Genomic DNA, 26288 nt, shown 5'->3' on the forward strand with positions numbered 1-26288 from the left:
TCAATGGCACGGAAAGGCGGAGCTGTGACGGGTGTCATGAGCTGCGTTGTGCACGGCATCGATATGCGAAAAACCGGCGAAGTAAACGAGGAAAGCGCCCAGTACGGCAGCGCCGACAGCGGCCACGATACGTTGGCTTTGGGTGGTGCTACTCGCAGCGGAGTGGGTACGGCTGGTGCTGATGGACATGGCGCTTGCCTCGGGTCGGACGACGGGCAGCAAAGCGCAAGAAAACCCCGCGAACGAAGCTCGCAGGGTTTAACAGCGCCCGCCCACCGCGGGTTTGTTATTCGAAATAATCAGGCCGGTCTCCGGGCTTGCGAGGGGCTCATGGGCTGAACCTGCAAACATCTCCTTCCCATGCCAGTGGCACAGTGGACGTGATGTTTCTCTCGCTTACCGTTGCGGGGGCAGCGCCGGACTTGTCAGGGCAAAAGCCTGACGCACCGGTTTCCCGTTTCACCCTGTGAAGGGCACCTGATACAAGATGTGTAGGAAACCACAGCCCTGTGGGGCCGTCAATTGCAGAGGTATGCCTGGCTTTTGATTTTCATGTGTGTGGCTTGCCTGCGATGCGGGTAACGCGGTCTTTCAGGGGCACCGCAGTGACGCGATCGCGAGCAAGCCCGCTCCCACAGACTTCTCATGCATTGATCAGCATGCTTTTGACTTTTGCGCGCAGTTGGTCAATGGAGAAAGGCTTGCCGATCACCGCCATGCCTTCTGCAATCTCCAGGGTCTCGGCGTAGCCGCTGGCAAACAGCACTGGCAATGTCTGGCGCAGTTCGCGGGCCTTGGCAGCCAATGTGCGGCCGTCCATTCCCGGCAGGCCAACGTCGGTCATCAGCAGGTCAATGTTACGGGCTGTGTCCTCAAGCAGTTCCAGAGCGCGCTCGCTGCCATCGGCTTCAAGCACGCTGAACTCCAGTTCTTGCAGTACATCAACGATCAGCATGCGAACAATGGCGTCGTCTTCGACCACAAGGATGGTGGAGGGTGTTGCGGACATAATCATGATCTCGATAAAAATTTAAGCGCAGTTGCCACAGCGAGTAAGCATAGCCTTCACCTGCCTCCCTATGTGTGTAAAAACGTATTTAAAGGTAAGAAATTAGAACTATTGCTCGATAATCCGGCAAACTCCAGTTTTTTATGACTGTCACGGGCCTGAAAATGAACGCACCTGCATCAATCGACGAGCGAAGCTTTCGCAAGCTCCTGAGTCGCAACGTCGGTTTGCCTTTGGCCGTCGGTGTGCTCAGTGCTGCATTGTTTGTGGTTATGGTCAGCTATTTGCTGTCGGTGATCAGGTGGGTCGAGCACAGTGATCGGGTCATCAGCAATGCCAATGACGCGGTGCGCCTGACCGTCGACCTCGAAACCGGCATGCGCGGTTTTCTCATCACCGGTGATGAGCATTTCCTCGACCCCTATGCCGTCGCCAAGCCGCAAATCAATGTGCAATTAAAAGGTTTGCAGGAGCTGGTCAGCGATAACCCCCAGCAGATTGACCGCCTCAAGCGTCTTGAAGCGTTGCAGGATGAGTGGAATGTCTACGCACAGTCGATGGTCGACCTGCGCCGCCAGGACGGTGACTACCGTTCGGCAGTGCAGGCCGGACGCGGCAAGCGCCTGAGTGATGAAATCCGTAAGGAATATGACGATTTTATTCAAATGGAGCAGCAGCTGCGCATGGCGCGCAGTGAAGACGTCAGCCGTACCACGATTATCTGTATCGCCCTGTACCTGTGTTTTGTACTGGGCTTGAGCGGCTTTCTGGCCTATGTAGGGCGTCGAGATTTAATAGAGCTTTCAAATAGTTACAACAATGTCTTCGAGTCGCAGATCAAGACTGCGCAGCGCCTGGAGCAGCAGGCGTGGTTACGCAACGGTCAGACTGAACTGGCCGAACAGGTGCTGGGGCGTCTGACCCTGAATATGCTGGGGCGCAATATCTTGCAATTCTGCGCCCAGTATTTGGGGTCGGTGGTGGCGGCGGTTTACGTGCGTGAAGATCATGGCGGCCTGAAGCGTGTGGCCAGCTACGGTTTTTCCCGTGAGCAAGAGGTACAGGACCAACTGATTCACAACGACGAAGGCATCGTCGGGCAGGCCGCGCAGCAGGACAAGCTGATTCGTCTGGACAATGTGCCTGCCGACTACAGCCTCAAAGTAACCTCCGGGCTGGGCCAGGGCAGCCCGCACAGTGTGCTGGTGGTACCGACCAGTGATGATGACCGGGTCAACGGGGTGATTGAGCTGGGGTTTCTGCGCCCGCTGAGCGCGCGCGATATCGAGCTGTTCGAACTGATTGCCGACAATATCGGCACCTCGATCGAAGCTGCCCGCTATCGTCAGCGCCTGCAGGAAGTGCTGGCCGAAACCCAGCAGCTCAACGAGGAGCTGCAAGTCCAGCAGGAAGAATTGAAAACCGCCAACGAAGAGCTCGAAGAGCAGTCGCGCATCCTCAAAGAGTCGCAAACCAGCCTCGAAACCCAGCAGGCCGAACTTGAGCAGACCAACGAAGAGCTGGCTGGCCAGCGTGACGCGATGGATCGCAAGAACACCGAGCTGAATCGGGTCCAGATCCAGCTTGAAGACCGCGCGGATGAGTTGCAGCGCTCCAGCAAGTACAAGTCGGAGTTCCTCGCCAACATGTCCCACGAGCTGCGCACGCCGTTGAACAGCTCGCTGATTCTGGCCAAGCTGCTGTCCGAGAACCCGCAGCAAAACCTTAGCGCAGAGCAGGTGAAGTTTGCCGAGTCGATTTACTCGGCGGGCAATGACCTGCTCAACCTGATCAACGACATTCTGGATATTTCCAAGGTCGAAGCCGGCAAGCTTGAAGTGCGCCCCGAGAACACCAGCGTCGGGCGTGTGGTTGAAGGCTTGCGCGGGATGTTTCAGCCACTGGCAGGTGAAAAATCCCTGGGCTTTGACGTGCAAGTTCAACCCGGCACGCCGCCGATGATCTACACCGACAGTCAGCGTCTGGAGCAAATCCTGAAAAACCTGCTGTCCAATGCGGTCAAATTCACCGAGAAAGGCCAGGTCAGCCTGGTCGTGTCCCGTGAGCCGGGAGAAGGAGTGGCCTTTGCTGTGACCGATTCGGGCATAGGCATCGCCGCGGATCAGCAGGAAAGCATTTTCGAAGCCTTCCGCCAGGCTGATGGCACCAGCAACCGCCGCTACGGCGGAACTGGCCTGGGCCTGTCGATCTCCCGCGACCTGGCGACCTTGCTCGGTGGTTCGATCACGGTCAGCAGCGAGCCGGGGCAGGGCAGCACCTTTACCCTGGTGCTGCCGGAGCAATATGTGGAGTCGGCCGAGGAGTTGGCGCAACTGTCCGCCACTGCCGCGCCACGGCCAGCACCCGCGGCCCTCAGGTCTCAGCCGTTACCCGTCGTTATGCCACCGGTAGAGATTGCGCGCTTTATGGATGATCGCGAGCAGGCGCCGTTCGCCACGCGTTGCATCCTGGTAATTGAAGATGAACCAAACTTTGCGCATATCCTCTTCGATCTTGCACATGAACTCGGCTATCGTTGCCTGGTTGCCCACGGTGCCGACGAAGGTTTCAGCCTGGCCGCACAGTTTATTCCCGATGCCATCCTGCTGGACATGCGCCTGCCGGACCACTCGGGGCTCACCGTGTTGCAGCGCCTCAAGGCCCTTGCGCCGACCCGGCATATACCGGTGCATGTGATTTCCGTCGAGGATCGGGTCGAGGCCGCGATGCATATGGGCGCGGTGGGCTACGCGGTCAAGCCGACCACCCGTGAAGAGCTGAAAAACGTCTTCGCCCGCCTGGAAGCCAAGCTGACCCAGAAGGTCAAGCGCGTGCTGCTGGTAGAGGACGACGATCTGCAGCGTGACAGCATTGCCCGCCTGATCGGCGACGATGACATTGAAATCACCGCCGTAGGTTTTGCCCAGGAGGCACTGGACCTGCTGCGCGACACGATCTACGACTGCATGATCATCGACCTCAAACTGCCGGACATGCTCGGCAACGACTTGCTCAAGCGCATGTCCACCGAGGAAATCTGCTCGTTCCCGCCGGTTATTGTTTATACGGGGCGTAACCTGACCCGCGATGAAGAGGCTGAACTGCGCAAGTATTCGCGCTCGATCATCATCAAGGGCGCCCGCTCACCGGAGCGCTTGCTCGATGAAGTGACATTATTTCTGCACAAAGTTGAATCTCAGTTGTCCCATGAGCGGCAAACGATGCTCAAGACCGCCCGCAGCCGCGACAAGGTGTTCGAAGGGCGCAAGATTCTGTTGGTGGATGACGATGTCCGCAATATCTTTGCCCTGACCAGCGCACTGGAACAAAAAGGCGCCATTGTGGTGATCGGCCGTAATGGCCGCGAAGCCATCGAACGCCTGGATGAAGTTGAAGACATCGACCTGGTGTTGATGGACGTGATGATGCCGGAAATGGATGGCTACGAGGCCACCGTCGAAATTCGCAAGAACCCGCGCTGGCGCAAGCTGCCAATCATTGCGGTGACGGCCAAGGCGATGAAGGACGATCAGGAGCGTTGCCTGCAGGCAGGCGCCAATGATTACCTGGCCAAACCTATCGATCTGGATCGACTGTTTTCGTTGATCCGGGTCTGGCTACCGAAAATGGAACGACTCTAAGTGCAACGAAACACCGATATCGAGTTACGGTTGCTGATTGAAGCGATCTATCTCAAATACAGTTACGACTTTCGCGATTACTCCGGCGCTTCGATCAAGCGCCGGGTCAATCATGCATTGCGTCAGTTCGATTGCCAGACCATTTCGGCCTTGCAGGAGCGCATCCTGCATGACCCTACGGCCTTTATGCAGTTATTGCAGTTCCTGACCATTCCAGTGAGCGAGATGTTTCGCGATCCGGAACACTTCCTGGCCATTCGCCAGGAGGTGGTGCCCATCCTCAAGACCTACCCGTCGCTGAAAATCTGGATTGCGGGGTGCAGCACCGGTGAGGAGGTTTACTCCATGGCCATCCTGTTGCGTGAAGAAGGCTTGCTGGATCGCACTATCATTTACGCCACTGATATCAACCCGCGGTCTCTGGAAAAAGCCAAGCAGGGGATTTTTTCCCTGGAGAACATTCGCGCCTATACCCACAACTACCAGAAGGCCGGTGGTCAGCGTTCGTTTGCCGATTACTACACCGCCGCCTACGACTACGCGATTTTTGACAAGACGTTGCGTGAGAACGTGACCTTTGCCGACCACAGTCTGGCAACGGACAGCGTGTTTTCAGAAACCAATTTAATTTCATGCCGTAACGTATTGATTTACTTCAATAAAGATTTACAAAACAGAGCCTTTGGCCTGTTTCATGAATCGCTCTGCCACCGTGGCTTTCTGATGCTGGGCAGCAAGGAAACCCTGGATTTTTCGAACTACAGCAAACAGTTCACCCCGGTGCTCAAGCAAGAACGGATCTACCGCAAGCTATGACAGCCCGGCACAGCCTGATGGCTGCACACAGACCAGTAGAAGCCGTGGTGATCGGTGCCTCGGCGGGCGGGGTCGAAGCCTTGCTGGCCCTGCTGGGCGATTTGCGACCTGGCTATTGTCTGCCGATCATCGTGGTGTTGCACTTGCCCGACGAGCGCCGCAGCCAGCTGGCAGAAGTGTTTGCCAAGCGCGTGGCCCTGCCGGTGCGGGAGGTTCAGGACAAGCAGCCGATCGAGCCGGGAACCTTGTATTTTGCCGCGCCCGGCTACCATGTCTCGGTGGAGCAGGATCAGAGTTTTTCCCTGAGCCAGGAGGAGAGGGTGCATTTTTCGCGACCTGCGATTGATTACCTTTTTGAGTCTGCGGCCGACGTGTATCAACAACGCCTGGCCGCGATATTGCTGACAGGTGCCAATCGCGATGGTGCGCTGGGGCTGAGCCAGGTCAAGCAGGCGGGCGGCCTGACCATTATCCAGGACCCGGACGAAGCCCATGTATCGACCATGCCCCGCGCAGCCCTGGAGCTTTTTCAACCGGACTGCATCCTTCCCTTGCGCGGCATTGGCCGTCTGCTTGTCGAGCTGGAACATATCCAATGCTGCTAAATGATATTCAAGCCAAACTGCTGATCGTCGATGATCTGCCGGAAAATCTGCTGGCCCTTGAAGCGCTGATCAAGCGTGAGGATCGCCTCGTCTACAAGGCCCTGTCTGCCGACGAGGCGTTGTCGCTGCTGTTGCAGCACGAGTTCGCAATGGCCATTCTGGATGTGCAGATGCCCGGCATGAACGGTTTTGAACTGGCCGAGATGATGCGTGGTACGGCCAAGACCAAAAACATCCCCATCGTGTTTGTCAGTGCCGCCGGCCGTGAGATGAACTATGCCTTCAAGGGCTACGAAAGCGGTGCGGTGGACTTTTTGCACAAGCCGCTGGATATCCATGCGGTCAAAAGCAAGGTCAGCGTGTTCGTTGAGCTGTATCGTCAGAGCAAGGCCATGAAGCAGCAGGTCGAAGCGCTGGAGCAGAGCCGCCGCGAGCAGGAGACCCTGCTGGCGCAGCTCCAGTTGACCCAGGTGGAGCTGGAGCATGCTGTGCGAATGCGTGATGACTTTATGTCGATCGTCTCCCATGAGGTGCGAACGCCGCTCAACGGGCTGATTCTCGAGACCCAGCTGCGCAAGATGCACCTGGCCCGCGACAACGCCGCGGCATTTACCCTGGACAAAATGCAGGCCATGGTCGAGCGTGACGAACGCCAGATCCAGAGCCTGATTCGCTTGATTGAAGACATGCTCGATGTGTCGCGTATTCGCACCGGCAAGCTGTCTATCCGCCCTGCGCCGGTTGATCTGGCCCAGGTCGTTGCACAGTTGCTGGAGAGCTTCTCCGCACAGATCAGCGCAGCGCAATCAAGTGTCAACTTCACGGCGGTGCAGCCGGTGGTGGGGCAGTGGGATGAGTTCCGGATCGAGCAGGTAATCAGCAACCTGCTGACTAATGCCCTACGTTATGGTGCGAAAAAGCCCATTGAGGTATCTGTTTACATTGACGACGATCAAGCCGTGGTCGATGTGCGCGATCAGGGCATCGGCATCAGCGAAGCAAACCAGCAGCGGGTTTTTCAGCAATTCGAACGGGTTTCAGCCAGCCATGTCACTGCAGGTCTAGGCCTGGGGCTGTTTATCTCGGAGCAGATTGTGGCTGCGCACAGCGGCACCATCAGCGTGCAGAGTACATTGGGTGAGGGGGCATTATTCAGGGTTTGCCTGCCGTTGGTACAAAAGACATAAATTGGGCGCAACCTATGACCGCGCCTGGGGTCATACTGGCAGCGATGGCATGAATTAAGGTTTCCTATGAGTGAAGATGCGCAAGATGTTGTTTTGATTGTCGAAGACGATCCTTCAATCCTGATGGTCCTGAGCGCCTATCTGTCGGGCGAGGGCTACAGGGTCTTGCAGGCCGAAAACGGCGAACAGGCGTTCGAGATCCTGGCGAGCAAGCCGCATCTGGACCTTATGGTTACCGACTTCCGTTTGCCGGGGGGGATTTCCGGGGTACAGATCGCCGAGCCTGCGCTCAAGCTGCGCCCGGACCTGAAAGTCATTTTTATCAGCGGTTACCCGGCCGAGATCCGCGACACGGGCAGCCCCATTACCCTGACGGCGCCGATCCTGGCCAAGCCGTTCGACCTCGACACCTTGCAGGCGCAGATCCAGAAGCTGCTGGCCTGAGCATCTGATTCATGCCGAAACCTGTGGGAGCGGGCTTGCTCGCGATGGCATCACCCGCGCCCCTCAGACAGGCCGGCTTGCCTGCATTGCGAGCAAGCCCGCCACTGCAGGTTCAGTGCTTCACAAGCCCTGTTGCAACGCCGGGTCATCCGGGTTTTGCTGCTCCAGTTGCGCGAGCAGCACCTGCACATTCTGCAATTGCCCGGCCTCCTTCCAATAGCGAATCAACAACACGCGAGCCTTGCGATTGGCAGGCTGGCGTTGCAGCAGCTCTTCGAGCTGACGTTGCGCGGCTTCCAGTTGGTCGAGGTCGTGCAGGGCTGTGGCCAGTTTGTAACGGTAATCACTGTTGTCGGGCTCCAGCTCAACGGCCCTGGCCAGGCCAAGCAGGGCGTACTCGGTCTGGCCGTGATTGAGCAGCCAGATGCCCAGGGCATGCTGCAGATAGGCTGAGTCAGGATGGGCTTGAAGTTGTCTGGCCAGCAATTGCCGGGCCTGGTCGGCTTTACCGCGCTTGTCCAGCAGTTCGATTTGCGCAACGACGGCCTTGAGGTTGTCGGGGTCCAGGCGGGTGACTTGTTCCAGTGCAGCCTGGGCGTCGTCCAGCTGGCCTTCATGCAGGTACAGCCGGGCAAGTTGGCCTTGAGCCTGCGGATCATTGGGGCGGGTCTTGAGGTCGCGTTCGAACTCGTCGACCACTTGCTGCAAGGGGCCGAAGTACAGCCCCTGTTCATCTGGCGACAGACCAAGCAGGGCATTGGCAGCCGCAAAACGCACACTCTGTTCACTGTCATCGAGCAATGGTCCCAGCAATAGCGTGCGCTGGGCGTTGGGCACCAGCCCGACTATGCTCTGGATCGCGGCTTTGCGTACCAGGGGTGAAGGATTATGCAAATCGGCGTCGGCCAGCTTGAGCGCTTGCGGGCTCGGGTAGTTGGGCAGTTCTGCATGCAGGCCCGCGCGGCGGGTATCGGTCAAGTCGGTGCGAGCCAGTTGCTGGTAAAGCACGCGGGCGGCACCGGGTTTGCCGTTATGGGCCATATCCAGTGCGATGGAGTAGCGCTGGTTTACCGAAGGAGTAGGGGCGGCAGGATCAGGGCGCATCGAATACCAGAGGCCGCCGGCAACAAGTGCTGACACAAGACTGATTACGAGGTAACGGCGGGGCTGGGTCATCCAATATCCAGAAACAGGCATGCATATGGGGTGCAAGAGTGGGTGACTCGGGAGCTCGAGTCAAATCGCCATGGCCACCCTCACCCTGAGGGCGAGGGTGCGGCTTTCAAACATGCGGCGTGGCATGGCCCTTGACCTGCGGGCTGGCGTACTGCGGCTTGAGCAGGCCCTGGTTGTCCAGCAACCAGGCATCCATCACCTTGCGCACCACCGGGCCGGCCACCCGGCCACCGGCTTCGCCGTTCTCGATCATCACCGAAATCACGATCTGCGGATCTTCCGCCGGGGCAAAGCCAACAAACAGGGCGTTGTCCCGATTGCGCTCGGCGGTCTTGAGGCGGTTGTAACGCTCGCCCTGCTTGATAGCCACCACCTGCGCCGTACCGCTTTTGCCGGCAATCCGGTATTGCACGCCCTGGGCTGCTGCCCGGGCAATACCGCGCGGGTCGTGCATCACCAACTGCATGGCGTGATTGACCTGATCCCAGTCCCGCGGATCACGCAGCACCAGATTGGGGATCGGGTGTTCATCCACCGGCGGCATACCGTCCACGGTCCTGGCCAGGTGCGGACGGTTCCATACGCCCTTGTTGGCAATCAGCGCGGTGGCCTGGGCCAGCTGCAGCGGGGTAACCTGCATATAACCCTGGCCGATGCCCAGGATCACTGTTTCGCCAGGGAACCATGCTTGACGGCGGGTGCTGCGCTTCCACTCGCGGGACGGCATCAGGCCAGATGACTCTTCAAACATGTCCAGCGAGACTTTTTGCCCCAGCCCGAATTCGGCCATGTAATCGTGCATGCGGTCAATGCCCAGCTTGGATGCCAGGTCGTAAAAGTAGGTGTCGTTGGAGCGCATGATCGCCGCGTTCAAATCCACCCAGCCATCACCACTGTGGTTCCAGTTGCGGTATTTGTGGTCGACATTGGGCAACTGGAAATAGCCGGGGTCAAACACCCGGGTCGAGGCGGAAATTACGCCGCTGTCCAGCCCTGCAATCGCCACTTCGGGCTTGATGGTCGATCCCGGTGCATACAGCCCGCGCAGGGCCCGGTTGAACAGCGGTTTGTCGATGGAATCGCGCAAGCCCGAGTAGTCCCTGGAGCTGATACCGGTCACGAACAGGTTGGGGTCGAAACTCGGTTTGCTGACCATCGCCAGCACCTCGCCGGTTTTCGGGTCCAGGGCAATGATCGAGCCACGGCGGTCGCCCAGGGCATCCTCGGCGGCTTCCTGCAATTTGATATCCAGGCTCAGCACGATGTTCTTGCCCGCCACCGCATCGGTGTGGCGCAGCACGCGCATGACCCGGCCCTGTGCATTGGTTTCGACTTCTTCAAAACCGACCTGGCCGTGCAGTTCGTTCTCATAGAAGCGTTCGATGCCGGTTTTACCGATCGATTGGGTGCCACGGTATTGAGTGGCATTCAGCTGCTTGGCTTCTTTCTCGTTGATGCGCCCGACATAACCGACTGAGTGGGCAAAGTGATCGCCCTGCGGATAGTGGCGTACAAATTGCGCCTCGACATCGATACCCGGCAGGCGGAACTGGTTGACGGCCAGCAGGGCGATCTGATCTTCCGTCACCTCGTACAGCAGGGTTGAAGGGTCAAACGGGTGGCGCGCCTGTTTCATCGCCTTGGCAAATACGGCGCGATCTTCTTCGGGCAAGTGCAGGATGCTGATCACTGAATCCAGCACCTTGGCGGTATCGCCAGCCCGCTCGCGGGTGATGGTCATATTGAAGCTGGGCTGGTTATCGGCCAGCAGCACGCCGTTGCGGTCATAGATAAAACCGCGCTCCGGGGGGATGGGCAACACGTGCACCCGGTTGTTCTCGGAGACCGTGGAGTTGTAGTCGAACTCGGTGACTTGCAGAAAATACATGCGACCGATCAGGGCGCAGCTGATAGCCAGCACCAGCGCCGCACAGGCGATCAGTCTTTTATTGACCAGCCGTTTTTCGGAATCGTGATCTTTAAGAGGGATCGGCTCAGGCATATCCGGGGTGTCTCGCGTCAGAAAACAGATAGCAGCAGCCAGCAGGTCGTTAGCTGGCTACGAAATTCGGCGCACACCTTACCAAGAAGCCTGTGCTTGAGTCAGTTTATTGGCCGAAATGTGGATGAAAGCCGACGGGCAGTGGGCCTGCTGAGTGGCTTTGGACTCCGACCAAGAAAGCGTGTAGTCATCTCCTCCCTTCGAGCGAAAAGGACTACAGCCAAGCCACGCTTAAGCTGGCGGGGATACACGTGCCCGCAGACTGTTAATACATTTATTGAAATGTATCAGCCACTGTAAACGGGATATCCAGTTGGGCACCCCAGGCAGGTAACTTCCAATCCCTTGCAGCGAGTTGAATACGGCCTCTTAGGTTGCCTTTAAGCCCAGGATTGTCTTGAGGGTGGTATTCGATGTTCCAATAGCTGTAACCCGGTTGAGCACAGCCAGTCGCGGAGTTTAAAGAGCGTTTTGCACAGCCCCCGTTGCTTCGTGTGCCCCGGAAGGTGAGGTAACTGATTTTATTTGATTGATCCCAGGCAGGCACGATCAGTTTCGTGTAGTTGGAGTCTGCCCATGTCAAGTCCACAGGGCCTTCATTGATGTTGTATGCGACGTATGCAATATTTTTTGCACTACCATCCTGCATCTGACCATGTGTTGAACTTGCACTGTTTGCCGCGATAGCCCAGTTATTGCGGGTGTCAGCTCCTACAGGTTGTAAAGGTTGTGCCAGTTCCATGTTTGCGATGGTCTTGCTGGCTTCGGCTGAGTAAGCCACCCCCCATTTGTCGAAAAAGCTTCTTAGGTCACGGCCGGAAAAACGACTGGCATTGACAACGAACCAATCTTTTTTCTTGGCGTTGGTATTGAAAGCAGTCGCGTTGTCTGCATAGTTGAACTCTTTACGAAAAGCTTTTCCAAGTTGGGGGTAAAGGTTCTCATAGGAGGCCGCCAATTGGTTGAACATGACCGAGCGATTAAAGTCTCCTCCTTCAATTGCGCCGTCAAAGTTATAAGCCTTGCCTGATTTTAAATAGTTGCCCACGGATTCCCGATCCCAGGTTTTGTCCGAGTAGGCAGCGCCCGGATGACAGTCCTTCAATTGATACGACCCTTGAAGGCGACGGCAAGCGGCGACTGAGTAAAGGTTGACCGTAACTTCCGAGAGCCCCCCCCACGTCCATCCGACCTGATTCATGTGGCCGTATTCATGCCAGTAACCCCATGAGGTGGGAACGGCAGCTCCGCCAAAGTTGATCTTGATGAGTCCCTGGCCACCTGATGCACTGCAACATGCAGCATAAGAAGCATTGATCAAGCCTGGCGTGGGCAAGTCGAGCGGGGCCGCTATCGACTGACTGTCAAATCCATTGAGCCGGTCGTTTACCAGTGTCATGAGCAGGTGCTCGCGCATTAACCGCATAATGTCAATGTTCTTGTTGCGGTTAGCGACTTTAGCTGGCATGTAGAAGCGGGTCCGCCCGTCGAATAACAGCACCTCTCCTGATGGATTGGGCTGTTGGCTGAGGGTTGTTTTCCATTCTTCTTTTGTTGTTATGCCAAAAATAAACATCGGTACATGTTGTGCATTGCCCTTGTTGACGTGTAGGGGAATCATTTTTCCGGCGTTCCGCATGTCGCGTGTCGGGTCTTGGCACGAAAGCAACAGAGTCCCATTTCTGGAGGCTGTGTAAGTGACCGTGTACTCGGTCGGGGCAGCAGGGAGCCTGAGCTCATCATGTAAACTTGAAGGCACATTGAAGTCTGGGATGGTCCAGGCACTGCAAGTTATATTGCTGTCGGATGGGGTTCTTGTGATTTCTACAGACTGTGAGGTGCTCAAAAATACAGGGGTAGTAAAAAAACCATGCCTGCCATGCATGCTTGTCCTGTTTCGTCCATTAGTATGACCTTCGGTTACAGGTACTTTGTAATTTCCTGAGGTGTCGCCAGTATATTGCTCTAGTGTTTTGCGGATCCAGTAGAGGGGTGTCAGAGGATCATTGCTGTCTGTGAGGGCCTTGTCGGGATCGCTGTTCAATAATTGTGGTGAAAGGTTGAATTCTGCCAGGGCTTCGACGAATCCGGACTTTGACTCGTGACTTCTCCACCACAGTGTTTGCTCCTGCGCTAGAGCAGGGGTGAATGCACTCAAGGAACATAGGCTGCCAAGTAACATTGCGCTAATACAGTTGATGTTCATATCTTTCGGTCTTTTCATAGTTGTTTGTAGGGAAAGATACCGGCGTAGTCTGCCAGCTCCCTCAGATTGCATGAGCTTGGTCTTGGGAAATAGAGTTTTTTTCTTGTGATTTAGTAGGCATTTTAATGTTGTAGTCGTAAGTTGTAGGTAAAGTTAGCCAGGCTTGATATGTAAGCGGCCTGTATCAAAAAGCATGTTGAATACGGGGCTATGAAGTAAAATCCCTGTTTTTAGAGGAAATCGACCCTTAATGCTGTCTCTGATCGACTGGTACCCTCATGCACCTTTGCAGCCTTTAAACGTAGAGTGGCTGCAGCAGGCCGGGATCGAAGCAGCCGTATTGCGGCTGGACCTTATCGACCCGCTGATCAGCGGCAACAAGTGGTTCAAGCTCACTGACCATTTACGCAGGGCACGGGCAGCAGTGGCTGACGGGCTGATCAGCCTGGGCGGCGCCCATTCCAATCATTTGCATGCCCTGGCAGCTGCCGGCAAGCGTTTTGGCTTTGCCACCGTGGGGCTGTTGCGCGGTCACCCTCAACAAACCCCCACCACGCTCGACCTTGAGCGCTTTGGCATGCAACTGCACTGGCTGGGATTTGCCGGGTATCGGGCGCGGCATGAGCCGGACTTTTGGCAACCGTGGCAGGCCCTGTACCCGAACCTGCATCAGGTGCCCGAGGGTGGCGGCGGGCTGGCGGGGGCCCTGGGTTGCATGCCGTTGGTAAGCAGGGTGCGCGAGCAATTGGCGACTATAGGTTGGCAAGATTACGACGCTTGGTGGCTGGCCGCGGGGACCGGCACCACCCTGGCCGGGCTGGTGCTGGGCGAGGAGGGTAGGCGTCGGGTATATGGCGCGCTGGCGGTTCCCGAGGACCACGGCGTGGCCCCGCAGGTTGAGGCCATTTTGCAGGCTGGCGGGTTGCAGGAGCGAAATTTTGAGCTGGTCGATGCCAGTCGTGGCGGTTTTGCCAAGGTGGACGACGCCTTGCTGGCGTTTATGCGGGCCAATGAAGTGGCCAGTGGCATGCCACTGGAGCCGCTTTACACGGCCAAGGCTTTGATGGCACTGGCCCAGGCGGTTGAAAAGGGGGTCATTACACGGGGAATGCGTGTGGTGTTTGTTCACACCGGCGGCCTGCAAGGCCGCCGGGGGTTTGACCTGGGGCTTTAAGAACGCCCGGGCAACATGCGCAGCAAAGTGTTGTCCTTGATCAGATAGTGATGCCCCAGACCGGCCACGGCATGCAGGCCGATCAGCCAGTAACCGATGGTACCGCCCAGTTCATGCCAGCTCTTGATCTGCTTGGCGAAGTCCGGGTCCTTGGCGGTCAGGGGCAGGATATCGAAACCATAAAAGTACACCGGCTTGTCGTTGTAGCTCAGCACCAGGTAACCCAGCACCGGCATGGCGATCATGAACAGGTACAACGCCCAGTGCATCAAAGTGGCCAGAGCGGTCTGCCAGGCGGGTGGTGTCGGGGTGATTTTCGGCGCAACGCCCAGGGTTCGGGCCAGCAGCCTTAGCCAGACCAGTGCAAACACAGTCAACCCGAGCATGAAGTGCGCATCCTTCATCAGGTTGCGCCCGTCGCTGTCCTTGGGGAAGATCCCGCGAAACTCGATCGAGGCGTAGATCAATATAAACAGCAGCACCATCAGCCAGTGCAGGGCGATGGACATCCGGCTGTAGTGATGGGCGGTGCTTTTCCAGGTCATGGTGGTTCCTCACGGTTCAGGTCTAAAGTCCCCGTTCTTGTTGACGGAGTTCCTTTACTCTAAGTGGCCTGAGCAATCTTGCACTTGAGATGTGTCAGTTTTCAGGGCTTCCCGGCACATTAGGCCAAAGATCGGAAACCAGAAACAGGCGTTCAGCCTCTTCCCAGTCGCCCTCATCGTTTTCAGTCAGGCGAACCAGCAGCTGCGCCGGTGCTTGCGGGTGCAGTTCTGCCAGCCAGATATCCAGCTGTTGTGCCGCCCATATCCCCTCAGGAGCATAGCGCGCCGGAGCCAGCCAGGCATGCCGGGGCAGGGGTTGCCAGCAACCGGTGGCGCTCTGGCGGATAAACGCCGTCCAGTCGCGCTGATGCAACCAGCGCCCGCGCAGGTGTTGCGGGTTGGCACCGGCTGGTGGTCGGGCCTGCCCTGGCCACGGATACAGCAGGTAGCCGCCAAGCCACAAATGAGCGCTGAACGCCTGCACATCCAGCCCGACCAGCACTTCACGGCTTTCCGGGCGGCTGGACATGGGTAGCTGGTGCTGGCAAAAATGCTTGAGCTTGCGGTCCAGGCGGTCATTGCTGCCGGGGCCTAGCCATTGCGCAGGGTCTGCGCCATCACCGTCCTGGGGGCCGAGGTAGAGTTTGATCGCCAGTTCCAGATGATGCACGCCGTCGCGGTCTCGCAGCACTAAATCGAGCTCACCCAGGGTATGCCCGCCCAGGCGGATCGGCAGGTTCGCGGCAATCAGCTCGACGCCCGGGGCATGCTGCACTGCAAACTGCCACAAGCGCTCGTAATAGCGCCCCAGGCGTCGGGTGGTGGCCAGTTCGAGCCAGTGCAGGAGTGGTTGGCAGTTGCGGTCCAGCTCGCGCAGCCAGTGCTCCAGTTGCTCCGGCGCCTGGACCCAGTCGCTGCCTGCCAATGGATGGCGTTGGGGCCAGGGGGTGTGGGTCAGCATCGGTGGTGCGAGGATCACCCACGCCAGATCGCGCACCTCGGGGTGGCGCAATTGATGGGGCAGGTTGAGCAAGTCGGGGAAGAGGGTCATTGTGCGAGCATAGCCGTTCACGGGGCTGAAAGGGTTTTGTCTATCGTCGTCTTTCGCCCATAATCGTTATTTTCGCACGCATAGAATCCCGCAGGAGCCCCATGGAGCAATTTCGTAATATCGGCATCATAGGTCGTCTGGGCAGCTCGCAAGTGCTCGATACGGTTCGCCGACTGAAAAAATTCCTGCTCGAGCGGCATATGCACGTGATCCTTGAAGACACGATCGCCGAGGTGTTGCCCGGTCACGGCCTGCAAACTTCGTCACGCAAAATGCTTGGCGAAGTCTGCGACATGGTGATTGTGGTCGGCGGCGATGGCAGTTTGCTGGGCGCCGCCCGCGCGCTGGCCCGGCACAATGTACCGGTGCTGGGTATCAACCGTGGCAGTCTGGGCTTTCTGACCGATATCCGTCCCGATGAACTGGAAGTCAAAGTTGCTGAGGTGCTTGACGGCCACTACCTGGTTGAAAACCGTTTTCTGCTGCAGGCCGAAGTGCGCCGTCACGGCGAAGCCATCGGCCAGGGCGATGCCCTCAATGATGTGGTGCTGCACCCGGGCAAGTCCACGCGCATGATCGAGTTCGAACTGCATATCGATGGCCAGTTCGTCTGCAGCCAGAAGGCCGACGGCCTGATCGTGGCCACGCCCACGGGCTCAACGGCCTATGCCATGTCAGCGGGCGGCCCGATCATGCACCCCAAGCTCGACGCGATCGTGATTGTGCCCATGTACCCGCATACCCTGAGCAGCCGCCCGATCGTGGTCGATGGCAACAGTGAGTTGAAAATAGTGGTGGCCAAGGACATGCAGATCTACCCGCAGGTTTCGTGTGACGGTCAGAACCACTTCACCTGTGCGCCGGGCGACACCATCAACGTCAGCAAAAAAGCGCAAAAACTGCGCCTGATTCATCCTTTGGACCACAACTACTACGAAGTGTGTCGGACCAAGCTTGGCTGGGGTAGCCGACTGGGCGGCAGGGCTGACTGATGCTCGATCCAGCGCGCAGTTACGATCTGATCGGTGACGTGCATGGCTGTGCTCATACCCTTGAGCACCTGCTGGAGCGTCTGGGCTATCGAAAACTCGCCGGTATCTGGCGACACCCGCAACGGATGGCGGTGTTTCTGGGTGACATTATTGATCGCGGCCCGCGCATTCGCGAGTCGCTGCATATTGTCTACGACATGGTACGCAGCGGTCAGGCCCTGTGCCTGATGGGTAACCATGAATTCAACGCGCTGGGCTGGTGCACACCCGCGCCAGCCGGAAGTGGCAAGCAGTTTGTGCGCGAGCACACGCCGCGCCATGCCCGGCTGATCCACGAAACCCTCGAACAGTTCGACAAGTATCCCGCTGAATGGCGCGAGTTTGTGCAGTGGTTTTACGACATGCCGCTGTTTGTCGATGCCGGGCGCTTCCGGGTGGTACATGCCTGCTGGGACAGCGAAGTGATCGCCACCCTGCGTGCGCAATACCCCGCCGGCTGCATTGACGAGGCCTTCTTGCAGGCCGCGGCGGTGTCGGACAGCTTTGCCAGCCTGAGCTTCAACCGCCTGTTGCGTGGCACTGACATGCGCCTGCCGGGGGGCATGACCCTGACCGGTGGCGACGGCCTGACGCGGGCATTCTTTCGCACCAAGTTCTGGGAAGACGACCCCAAGACCTACGGCGATATCGTTTTCCAGCCGGACGCGCTGCCTGAACGGGTGGCACAGCAGCCGCTGTCCTCCACTGAAAAAAGTGCCCTGTTACGTTACGGCATTGATGAACCGCTGTTGTTTGTCGGGCACTACTGGCGCAGCGGCCGGCCCGCGCCTATCCGTCCGAACCTGGCGTGCCTGGATTACAGCGCGGTGTTGTACGGCAAACTGGTGGCTTATCGCCTTGACCAGGAAACCCGGCTCGATCCGGACAAATTTGTATGGGTGAATGTAGATCGCCCTGAGGCCATTCAATGAGTGTTGTAGCGGTATTGCGTTTGCCGTTGTCTGTGGACCTGAGCGGTTTTGTTGCTTTGCTGCGGCGCATGCAGGTGCCCCATCGGGTCAGTGAAGAGGCAGGCGAGCAGGTGCTGTGGGCACCTGAGTCCATTGCCGACGACGTGCGCAGCCTGTACCAGCGTTTTCCGCTGGGTGACCCCGATCACGCCTTACCCGTTGTCGAACGGCCGCAGGCCATGACCCGCCCGGGTTTTGCGCAGCAGCTGCGCGATAGCCCGGCCACAGCCATCGTGTTGCTGCTGTGCGTAATCGTGGCTGCGGTGACGCAACTGGGTGACAATTTGTCGGCCCTGAGGTTTTTCACGTTTCTGGACTTCAGCATTTATGGCCAGTACATCGACTTTGTCCCCTTGTCTGACAGCCTGGCGTCCGGGCAGTGGTGGCGACTGTTTACGCCGATGTTGATTCACTTCGGTTTCCTGCATATCGCCATGAACGGCATGTGGTACTGGGAACTGGGGCGGCGCATTGAAATGCGCCAGGGCAGCGTCAACCTGATCGGCTTGAGCCTGTTGTTCAGCCTGGTGTCCAACTTCGCCCAGTACCTGGTGGGCGGCCCGAGCCTGTTTGGCGGGTTGTCGGGGGTGTTGTACGGGCTGTTGGGGCATGTCTGGATCTATCAGTTGATGGCGCCAAACCCCCTGTATAACCTGCCGCGCGGTGTGCTGGTGATGATGCTGGTGTGGCTGGCATTGTGCATGTCGGGGCTGGTGTCGATGATCGGCTTTGGCCAGATCGCCAATGCCGCCCATGTGGGCGGACTGGTCATCGGTTGCCTGACCGGCTTGCTGGGCGGGCTTTGGGCGCGGCGCAGGCAGGCTGTATAAAGTTTCGAATTGTCGCGTGGGAGCGGGCTTGCTCGCGATGGGTTCAACCCGTTGATTCAGATGCACCGAGTTGCCTGAATCGCGAGCAAGCCCGCTCCCACAGATAGAAATGCCATCTGATTTTTAAAGAGCGGAAACAGAACCATGTCCTCTTTCAACGAAATGATTCAAAACATCACCCCCGAGATCTACCAGAGCCTGAAACTGGCCGTGGAAATCGGTAAATGGGCGGACGGCAACAAACTCACTGCCGAACAGCGCGAGCTGTCGTTGCAGGCGATGATTGCCTGGGAAGTGCAGAACCTGCCTGAAGACCAGCGCACCGGTTATATGGGCCCGCAGGAATGCAGCTCGAAATCGGCGCCGGTGCCCAACATCCTGTTCAAGTCGGATGCCATCCATTGATTGAGATTGGTCGCGGTGCAATCAGCAAGATGTCGGCAAGCCTGGAAACGCCGACCGTTCAATATGCGTTCCGTTTGGGCGATACCGAGGTGCCGGTCAATCCCTTGATTGGCACTAAACTGCGTCTGGAATACCTGGGGGAGATCAACTGCTCTCACTGCGGGCGTAAAACCAAGAAGAGCTTCAGCCAGGGCTACTGCTACCCGTGCATGACCAAGCTTGCACAATGTGATGTGTGCATCATGAGCCCGGAGCGTTGCCATTATGACGCGGGCACTTGCCGTGATCCGTTGTGGGGCGAGCAGTTCTGCATGACCGATCATGTGGTGTATCTGGCCAACTCCTCCGGGGTCAAGGTGGGCATTACCCGCGCCACCCAGTTGCCGACCCGCTGGCTCGACCAGGGTGCCAGCCAGGCATTGCCGATCGTGCGCGTGGCGACCCGACAGCAATCGGGGTTTGTCGAAGACCTGTTCCGCTCGCAAGTGGCTGACCGGACCAACTGGCGTGCACTGCTCAAGGGCGACGCAGCGCCGGTAGACCTCGCCGCAGTGCGTGCGCAACTGTTCGAGAGTTGCGCCGAAGGCCTGCACACCCTGCAGGAACGTTTCGGCCTGCAAGCGGTACAGCCTTTGCATAGCGTCGAGCCCATCGAGATTCGCTACCCGGTCGAGCAGTACCCGACCAAGATTGTCAGCTTCAATCTGGATAAAGATCCGATCGTCGAAGGCACGCTGATGGGGATCAAGGGCCAATACCTGATCTTTGACACCGGCGTTATCAATATCCGCAAATACACGGCCTACCAGCTGGCCGTGCATCAGTAAAAGGACTCCAGCATGCGCACCGAACAACCGCAAATGATCTACCTGAAGGACTACCAGGCGCCCGATTACCTGATCGACGAGACGCACCTGACCTTCGAGTTGTTCGAGGATCACACCCTGGTTCATGCGCAGCTGCTGATGCGCCGCAACCCGGCCCGTGGCGCCGGCCTGCCGGCTCTGGCGCTGGATGGCCAGCAGCTGGAGCTGCTGTCGGTCAGCCTCGACGATATCGAATTGACCGCCGAGGATTATCAGCTCAGCGACAGCCACCTGATCCTGCACCCGACCAGCGAACAGTTCGTGGTCGATACCAGCGTGCGCATCCACCCCGAATCCAACACCGCGCTGGAAGGCCTGTACAAGTCCGGCGGGATGTTCTGCACCCAGTGCGAGGCCGAAGGCTTTCGCAAGATTACCTATTACCTCGACCGCCCGGACGTGATGAGCAAGTTCACCACCACCGTGGTGGCCGAGCAGCACAGTTACCCGATTCTGCTGTCCAACGGCAACCCGATCGCCAGCGGCCCCGACGAAGACGGCCGGCACTGGGCAACCTGGGAAGACCCGTTCATGAAACCGGCGTACCTGTTTGCACTGGTGGCCGGTGACCTGTGGTGCGTCGAAGACACGTTCACCACCATGAGCGAGCGCAGCGTGGCGCTGCGCATTTATGTCGAGCCGGAAAACATCGACAAATGCCAGCACGCCATGACCAGCCTGAAAAAATCCATGCGCTGGGACGAAGAGACCTACGGTCGTGAATACGACCTGGACATCTTTATGATCGTGGCCGTCAACGACTTCAATATGGGCGCCATGGAGAACAAGGGTCTCAATATCTTCAACTCCAGCGCCGTACTGGCCCGCGCCGAAACCGCCACCGATGCCGCGCACCAGCGGGTCGAAGCCATCGTTGCCCACGAGTACTTCCACAACTGGTCGGGTAACCGCGTGACCTGTCGCGACTGGTTCCAGCTGTCGCTCAAGGAAGGCTTCACGGTGTTCCGTGATTCCGAGTTCTCGGCCGACATGAATTCGCGCACCGTCAAGCGCATCCAGGACGTGGCCTACCTGCGCACTCACCAGTTCGCCGAAGACGCCGGCCCCATGGCCCATGCCGTGCGCCCGGAGAGCTTTATCGAGATCTCCAACTTCTACACCCTGACCGTTTACGAGAAGGGTTCTGAGGTGGTGCGCATGATCCACACCCTGCTGGGCGCCGAGGGTTTTCGCAAAGGCAGTGACCTGTACTTCGAGCGTCATGATGGCCAGGCGGTGACCTGCGACGACTTTATCAAGGCCATGGAAGATGCCAATGGCGCCGACCTGAGCCAGTTCAAGCGCTGGTACAGCCAGGCAGGTACACCGCGGCTGGCCGTCAGCGAGCACTACGATGCGCAACAACACACCTATAGCCTGACTTTTGCGCAAAGCTGCCCGGCAACTCCGGACAAGATCGAAAAACTGCCGTTCGTTATTCCGGTCGAACTGGGCCTGCTGGACGCCGGGGGTAGTGAAATTGCCCTGCAACTGGCGGGCGAAGCTGCGGCCTCGGGCACCAGCCGCGTGCTGTCAGTGACTGAAGCCGAACAGACCTTCACCTTTGTCGGCATCAACGAAAAACCGCTGCCGTCCCTGTTGCGCGGGTTCTCGGCACCGGTGAAGCTGAGCTTCGATTACAGCCGTGACCAGTTGATGTTCCTGATGCAGCACGACAGCGACGGGTTCAACCGTTGGGATGCTGGTCAGCAACTGGCGGTACAGGTGCTGCAAGAGTTGATTGCGCAGCATCAGCGCGGTGAAGCACTGGTCATGGATCAGCGTCTGGTCGAGGCGTTGCGCACGGTGCTGGGCAATGAGCAACTGGATCAGGCAATGGTGGCAGAGATGCTCTCGCTGCCGGGCGAAGCCTATCTGACCGAAATCAGTGATGTGGCCGATGTCGAAGCCATCCACGTTGCCCGCGAGTTCGCTCGCAAGCAACTGGCAGACAGCCTGTTCGACGCCCTGTGGACGCGTTACCAGGCCAACCGCGAAGTGTCCAAAGCCACGCCTTATGTGGCTGAAGCCGAGCACTTTGCCCGTCGCGCACTGCAAAATATCGCGCTGTCCTACCTGATGCTCAGCGGCAAGCCGCAAGTGTTGGCGGCGGCGCTGGAGCAGTTCGAGCACAGCGACAACATGACCGAACGCCTGACGGCGCTGGCCGTGCTGGTCAACTCGCCCTACGAGGCGGAAAAAGCTGCGGCCCTGGCCAGTTTTGCCGAGCAATTCAAGGACAACCCGCTGGTCATGGATCAATGGTTCAGCGTGCAGGCGGGCAGCACCTTGCCCGACGGTTTGCAGCGCGTGCGCGAGCTGATGCAACATCCGGCGTTCACCATCAAGAACCCGAACAAAGTGCGGGCCCTGGTGGGTGCCTTTGCCGGGCAAAACCTGATCAACTTCCATGCTGCGGACGGTTCGGGCTATCGTTTCCTGGCGGACCTGGTGATCGAACTGAATGGTTTCAACCCGCAGATTGCCTCTCGGCAACTGGCGCCGCTGACCCGCTGGCGCAAGTACGACGCTGCGCGACAGGCGCTGATGAAGGCAGAGCTTGAGCGCATCCGCAGCTCGGGCGAACTGTCCAGCGATGTGTTTGAAGTGGTCAGCAAAAGTCTGGCGTAACGCCTGGACGTAAAAAAGGCGCTGTCCGAGTGATCGGGCAGCGCTTTTTTTTATGGTTTTTTGTCGCCCAGAGTGATCAAGCGTGACACAGGCACTTTATCAATCACTGCCGTGTAATTGACTGGCCCTTTGAGTTCCTTGATGTCGTTGTCGATATAACCACGCCGGGAGTAGTCGACAGAGGCGATTTGCTTGCCATTGCGATAAATGTGCACGGGCTTGTCTGCGCTCCCATCGCCATTCCAGGTCAGATTCACCTGTGCTGCGTCAGGCGCTAACCGGGCAGAGAATAGCCTTGCACCCAGAGGCCCGGTCAGGGGCAGACCGTCCATGGCATGCCGGGCAGGTACGGGCTCGATGCCAAAATGGGCCAACAGGGTCGGAGTAATATCCGCCTGGCTGGCAAAACCGTAGAGGTTGTCGTGGCCCGGATTGTCCGGATTGGTGATGGGGCGGGTAAGTTGCTCGTTGGCGGGTTTGTTGAGTGCGATAAACGTGGTTTTCTCGCTCAGGGTTTGGGCGCCATGATTACGCCCATCGGGCAGGCGCCGGCCATGATCAGTTGTCACCAGTACTAGCCAGTCTTCATCGGGGTTGCTTTGTTTACGGCGCTTGAGTGCCGACAGTAACTGGCCGACCTTGTCGTCGACGCCCTGGATTGCGGTCTGATAGCGGGTTGAAAAACCGTATCTATGGCCGACATTGTCAGGCTCGTCGAAGTGCGCGAAAACCAGGTCCGAGCGACCATATTCAAGCTCATAGCTGGCCTTGTCGGCGACGCATTGATCGACGTCGGAGCATTTGATGGCAAGGTCGATAAAGCCTTGGGCAATATCATCGGCGAAGTTGTTGTTGATGGTATTCCAGCTGACAATGCTGCTCGTCTTGCGTTCAGGATCCGCCTGCTTGAGTTGCTTGAACAGGCTGGGCGCTTTGTTGCGCCATGCGTTGTTGTTGGAGGGGACTTTATGTCGGTCTACCCAGGTGCCGGTCAGTATTGTCGTCCAGCCCGGGCCGCTACCGGTAGTTTGCTCTGTCGCAGTGCCGTCAATCCCTCCGATGTAACTTTTGGCGGGGTTCAGGCCGGCAATATGGGGGGCCATATTATTTTGAATGGCTTGCTGAAGTTTTTCGTATTGCATGCCGTCGACACCAATCAACAAGGCCTTGTGGCTTTTGTAGTTTTGGGCGTCGGAGGTATCAGGGGGCGCGGCATGGGACAACATGACGGTGAATGTCAAACCCAGGCCGGTAGCGATAGATAAAGCAAAATGGGTATGGCTCATGGCAGATCTCACTCAGTGAGTTGAACACGAGACGAATATGTAAGGGCTGTATGTCACTGACATTACGTTATTGCCAGCTTTAAATGCAGGATATTTCAGTACCCGGCACGTTCATACGCAGTTCATGTCGGGCCAGGGGAACTGGCCCGGCACTTCATCAGAACTTCCAGCTCACCGATGCCGTGACGTTGCGCGGGGAGCCGTAGTTGCTTTGCCCGTAACGTACGCTTTGCAGGTATTTCTCGTTGGTCAGGTTGTCGAGGTTGAGCTGGGTGCTCCAGTGCGGGTCGATATCATAGCTGGCCATCAGGCCCACCAGCATATAGGCAGCCTGGTTTGCTGCCGGGGTGTCGTCGTTCTCGACCTTGCTCTGCCACTTGAGGCTGCCGCCCACTTTCACCTGCGGTGCCATCGGCAGCTTGTAGGCCATGGAGGTGGTCAGGGCATTGCGCGGTATAAACTTGCGTCCGCGGTTGTTGTCGGCATCGGTGATATAGACGTAGGTATAGCCCCCGCTGATTTGCAGGCCCGGCGCCAGTTCGCCCGAAGCTTCCAGTTCTACACCGCTGCTCTTGTACGACATGCCGTCATACAGGTAACCGCCCAGGGAAGGGTTGAAACCTGAGTAGGTGGCAACGTTATCCTGCTTGGTATGAAATACCGCTGCCGAAACGTCCAGTTTCTTGTCCAGCAGATGCCCCTTGATCCCGGCCTCGTAGCTCTTGCCTTCCAGCGGGTCGAGCACCTGGCCCTGGGTATTGAGGTAGTACTGCGGGTTGAAAATCTTGGTGTAGCTGGCATACAGCGAGTACTGCGGCGTCAGGTCATAGACTACGCCAGCGTACGGGGTGACTTTGCCATGAATGCTCACGTCCCGCCCCGAACCGTAGTTTTCGCCGTCGCTGTCGGCACTGAGCATGCGCGCACCGACGATCAGGTGCAGGTCGTCGGTAAGGCTCAACCGCGTACCAGCGTAGAGGCTCTTCTGGCGGTCGGTGTAATTGGAGGTCGCGTCGGCATTGGCCATGTTGTAAGCAGGCTTGGGGATGACGCCGTTGAGGGCATCTTCCAGCGACACCGGGGTGTAGTACGAGGAGGTGCCGTACAGCGAGGTTTCCTGGGTACGGGAACGGGCCACGTTGGCGCCGAAGGTCAACTGGTGCTCGCGGCCGCCCAGGCTGAAAGGCCCGCTGAACGAGAGGTCGCCATCCAGCTCGCGGGTCTTGCCCTTGTAGTTGGAGGCCAGCCCGGTATAGCCGGTGCTAGAGGCGCTGTTGGCATAGATGTAGAACATGTCGGTGTCTTCGCGATGCTCCATGGCGGTTACGGTCAGCGTGGACTTCCAGTCATTGGCGAAGTGGTGCTGCCACTCGGCGAAGGCGCGACTGGTGCGTACATCCCAGTACACCCAGGGCTGGGCAATGTTGGCACTGGTGCTGCTGTAGTGCAGGGCGTTGCCGCTGCTGTCGGTCAGCGGCAGGGAGCCCCAGCTGGCACCGTTGGCATTGCTTTTCTGGTCTTCATAACCGACGGTCAGCGTGTCGTCGTCACTCAGGTCGAAGGCGAGCATGCCACTGAAGATGTTCTTTTCCCGGGAATAACGATCCATATAAGAGTTGCCCACTTCGTTGGCATAGATCACTCGCCCGCGCACATTGCCCGAATCGGTCAGCGGCCCGGAGACGTCGAGATCGACCCGGCGCTTGTCCCAGGAGCCGGCGCTGACGCTGACCTTGGCCTCAGGCTCATAGGTGGGGCGTTTGCGGATAAAGTTAACCGTGGCCGACGGGTTGCCAGTGCCGGTCATCAGGCCGTTGGCGCCGTGCAAGACATCAACCTGCTCGTAGGGTGCGGTGTCGATATCACCCACCAGCACGCCGCCGGTGAGCCCCATGCCCATGCCGTCGTACTGGAAGTTGGTGATGTCGAAACCGCGGGCAGTGAAGTAAGTCCGGTCGGTCTCGACCTTTTGCACGTTGACTCCGGGGGTACTGTCCAGCACATCGCGAATACTGTTGAGCTTGAAGTCGTCAAGTTGCTCGCGCTTGATGCTGGTGATGCCCTGGGGTGTTTGCCCGGCGGTGAGGTTCAATCGCGTCGTAGTGGCGGCGGGTTTGGCTTGATAGCCCGGTGGTGCATCTTCACTGTCGGCGGTGCCGGTGACGCTGGTGGAAGGCAGGTTCAAGGTGTATTCGTCGGCTGATGCCGAATTGAGCATGCCCAGTGCGACAAGTGTAAGGGCGGACGTCGGAAGGCTGAACAGTGAGCGCATGATCTGCGGATACTCCGGGCTGGAACTGCGTAAACGAGAATTAGTTACAAAGTTTTACATTTGTGCAAATGATAATCAATGCTCTTAACTATTCTTTACGCATTGTTGCAAAATCCTTGCTGCGGTCTTTTTATCGGGCA

21 protein-coding genes and 1 riboswitch are annotated in these 26288 nt (G+C 58.0%); of the genes, 12 read left to right on the forward strand and 9 right to left on the reverse strand.

What is annotated here, in order from left to right:
* Complete coding sequence (locus tag QN377_RS09205; RefSeq protein WP_095000396.1) at positions 1–189, reverse strand: CbtB domain-containing protein; 189 nt, start codon at positions 187–189, stop codon at positions 1–3.
* Between the two features lie 95 nt (positions 190–284).
* Positions 285–496: riboswitch (cobalamin riboswitch) on the reverse strand.
* 147 nt (positions 497–643) lie between these two features.
* On the reverse strand, positions 644–1009 hold the full coding sequence (locus tag QN377_RS09210) for a response regulator (RefSeq protein WP_095024740.1): 366 nt from the start codon (positions 1007–1009) through the stop codon (positions 644–646).
* Positions 1010–1173: 164 nt separating this feature from the next.
* On the opposite strand from QN377_RS09210, the gene QN377_RS09215 reads away from it, so the two are divergent.
* The 5 genes from QN377_RS09215 to QN377_RS09235 all read left to right on the forward strand — a co-directional run bounded on the left by QN377_RS09215 (position 1174) and on the right by QN377_RS09235 (position 7702).
* On the forward strand, positions 1174–4650 hold the full coding sequence (locus tag QN377_RS09215) for a response regulator (protein ID WP_322212974.1): 3477 nt from the start codon (positions 1174–1176) through the stop codon (positions 4648–4650).
* The gene (locus QN377_RS09220) at positions 4651–5466 is read left to right on the forward strand and encodes a CheR family methyltransferase (protein WP_095000394.1); all 816 of its coding nucleotides are present in this window, start codon (positions 4651–4653) and stop codon (positions 5464–5466) included. It abuts the gene before it with no gap.
* Positions 5467–5483: 17 nt separating this feature from the next.
* On the forward strand, positions 5484–6071 hold the full coding sequence (locus tag QN377_RS09225; protein ID WP_095000639.1) for a chemotaxis protein CheB: 588 nt from the start codon (positions 5484–5486) through the stop codon (positions 6069–6071).
* Complete coding sequence (locus QN377_RS09230) at positions 6065–7258, forward strand: hybrid sensor histidine kinase/response regulator (protein WP_095000638.1); 1194 nt, start codon at positions 6065–6067, stop codon at positions 7256–7258. The genes QN377_RS09225 and QN377_RS09230 overlap by 7 nt, the downstream gene beginning before the upstream one ends.
* Before the next feature lie 66 nt (positions 7259–7324).
* The gene (locus QN377_RS09235) at positions 7325–7702 is read left to right on the forward strand and encodes a response regulator (protein WP_095000393.1); all 378 of its coding nucleotides are present in this window, start codon (positions 7325–7327) and stop codon (positions 7700–7702) included.
* A gap of 120 nt (positions 7703–7822) precedes the next feature.
* On the opposite strand, the gene QN377_RS09240 is transcribed toward QN377_RS09235, so the two are convergent.
* The 3 genes from QN377_RS09240 to QN377_RS09250 form a co-directional block, all read right to left on the reverse strand.
* A complete protein-coding gene (locus tag QN377_RS09240; RefSeq protein ID WP_095000392.1) occupies positions 7823–8878 on the reverse strand; it encodes a tetratricopeptide repeat protein in 1056 nt (351 codons plus the stop codon).
* Between the two features lie 106 nt (positions 8879–8984).
* Positions 8985–10880, reverse strand: a complete 1896-nt coding sequence (gene mrdA / locus QN377_RS09245) for a penicillin-binding protein 2 (protein ID WP_095018026.1) — start codon at positions 10878–10880, stop codon at positions 8985–8987.
* A 274-nt stretch (positions 10881–11154) separates the two neighbouring features.
* Positions 11155–13086: a M60 family metallopeptidase gene (locus QN377_RS09250; protein ID WP_323567622.1), complete on the reverse strand. Its 1932-nt coding sequence runs from the start codon at positions 13084–13086 to the stop codon at positions 11155–11157.
* Positions 13087–13336: 250 nt separating this feature from the next.
* On the opposite strand from QN377_RS09250, the gene QN377_RS09255 reads away from it, so the two are divergent.
* Positions 13337–14260, forward strand: a complete 924-nt coding sequence (locus QN377_RS09255; RefSeq protein ID WP_322212971.1) for a 1-aminocyclopropane-1-carboxylate deaminase/D-cysteine desulfhydrase — start codon at positions 13337–13339, stop codon at positions 14258–14260.
* Here the strand turns inward: QN377_RS09255 and QN377_RS09260 are convergent.
* Entirely contained in the window at positions 14257–14805 is a 549-nt protein-coding gene (locus QN377_RS09260) for a cytochrome b (RefSeq protein ID WP_095000388.1), read from the reverse strand. The genes QN377_RS09255 and QN377_RS09260 overlap by 4 nt on opposite strands.
* Before the next feature lie 94 nt (positions 14806–14899).
* Entirely contained in the window at positions 14900–15856 is a 957-nt protein-coding gene (locus QN377_RS09265; RefSeq protein WP_322212970.1) for a DUF1853 family protein, read from the reverse strand.
* A gap of 101 nt (positions 15857–15957) precedes the next feature.
* On the opposite strand from QN377_RS09265, the gene QN377_RS09270 reads away from it, so the two are divergent.
* From QN377_RS09270 to pepN, 6 genes are all read left to right on the forward strand, one after another.
* Positions 15958–16848 carry an NAD(+) kinase gene (locus QN377_RS09270; protein WP_095000386.1) on the forward strand — a complete coding sequence of 297 codons (891 nt, stop codon included), beginning with the start codon at positions 15958–15960 and terminating at the stop codon, positions 16846–16848.
* Positions 16848–17819 (forward strand): metallophosphoesterase, encoded by a 972-nt coding sequence (locus QN377_RS09275; protein WP_322212969.1) that lies wholly within the window; start codon positions 16848–16850, stop codon positions 17817–17819. Before QN377_RS09270 ends, QN377_RS09275 begins: the two co-directional genes overlap by 1 nt.
* Complete coding sequence (locus QN377_RS09280) at positions 17816–18688, forward strand: rhomboid family intramembrane serine protease (protein WP_095000384.1); 873 nt, start codon at positions 17816–17818, stop codon at positions 18686–18688. Before QN377_RS09275 ends, QN377_RS09280 begins: the two co-directional genes overlap by 4 nt.
* Positions 18689–18832: 144 nt before the next feature.
* A complete protein-coding gene (locus tag QN377_RS09285) occupies positions 18833–19093 on the forward strand; it encodes a YeaC family protein (protein WP_016780738.1) in 261 nt (86 codons plus the stop codon).
* Positions 19090–19920, forward strand: coding sequence for a DUF2797 domain-containing protein (locus QN377_RS09290; RefSeq protein ID WP_095018022.1), 831 nt, complete (start codon positions 19090–19092; stop codon positions 19918–19920). The genes QN377_RS09285 and QN377_RS09290 overlap by 4 nt, the downstream gene beginning before the upstream one ends.
* 12 nt (positions 19921–19932) lie before the next feature.
* Positions 19933–22590: an aminopeptidase N gene (gene pepN / locus QN377_RS09295; RefSeq protein ID WP_322212968.1), complete on the forward strand. Its 2658-nt coding sequence runs from the start codon at positions 19933–19935 to the stop codon at positions 22588–22590.
* Between the two features lie 50 nt (positions 22591–22640).
* On the opposite strand, the gene QN377_RS09300 is transcribed toward pepN, so the two are convergent.
* Both QN377_RS09300 and QN377_RS09305 read right to left on the reverse strand, forming a co-directional pair.
* Positions 22641–23876, reverse strand: coding sequence for an alkaline phosphatase family protein (locus tag QN377_RS09300; protein WP_095018020.1), 1236 nt, complete (start codon positions 23874–23876; stop codon positions 22641–22643).
* A 157-nt stretch (positions 23877–24033) separates the two neighbouring features.
* Positions 24034–26148 (reverse strand): TonB-dependent siderophore receptor, encoded by a 2115-nt coding sequence (locus QN377_RS09305; RefSeq protein WP_322212964.1) that lies wholly within the window; start codon positions 26146–26148, stop codon positions 24034–24036.
* Between the last annotated feature and the right edge of the window lie 140 nt (positions 26149–26288).

It is taken from the genome of Pseudomonas sp. CCC4.1, from assembly GCF_035019225.1.
GTDB classification, from domain to species: domain Bacteria; phylum Pseudomonadota; class Gammaproteobacteria; order Pseudomonadales; family Pseudomonadaceae; genus Aquipseudomonas; species Aquipseudomonas bubulae.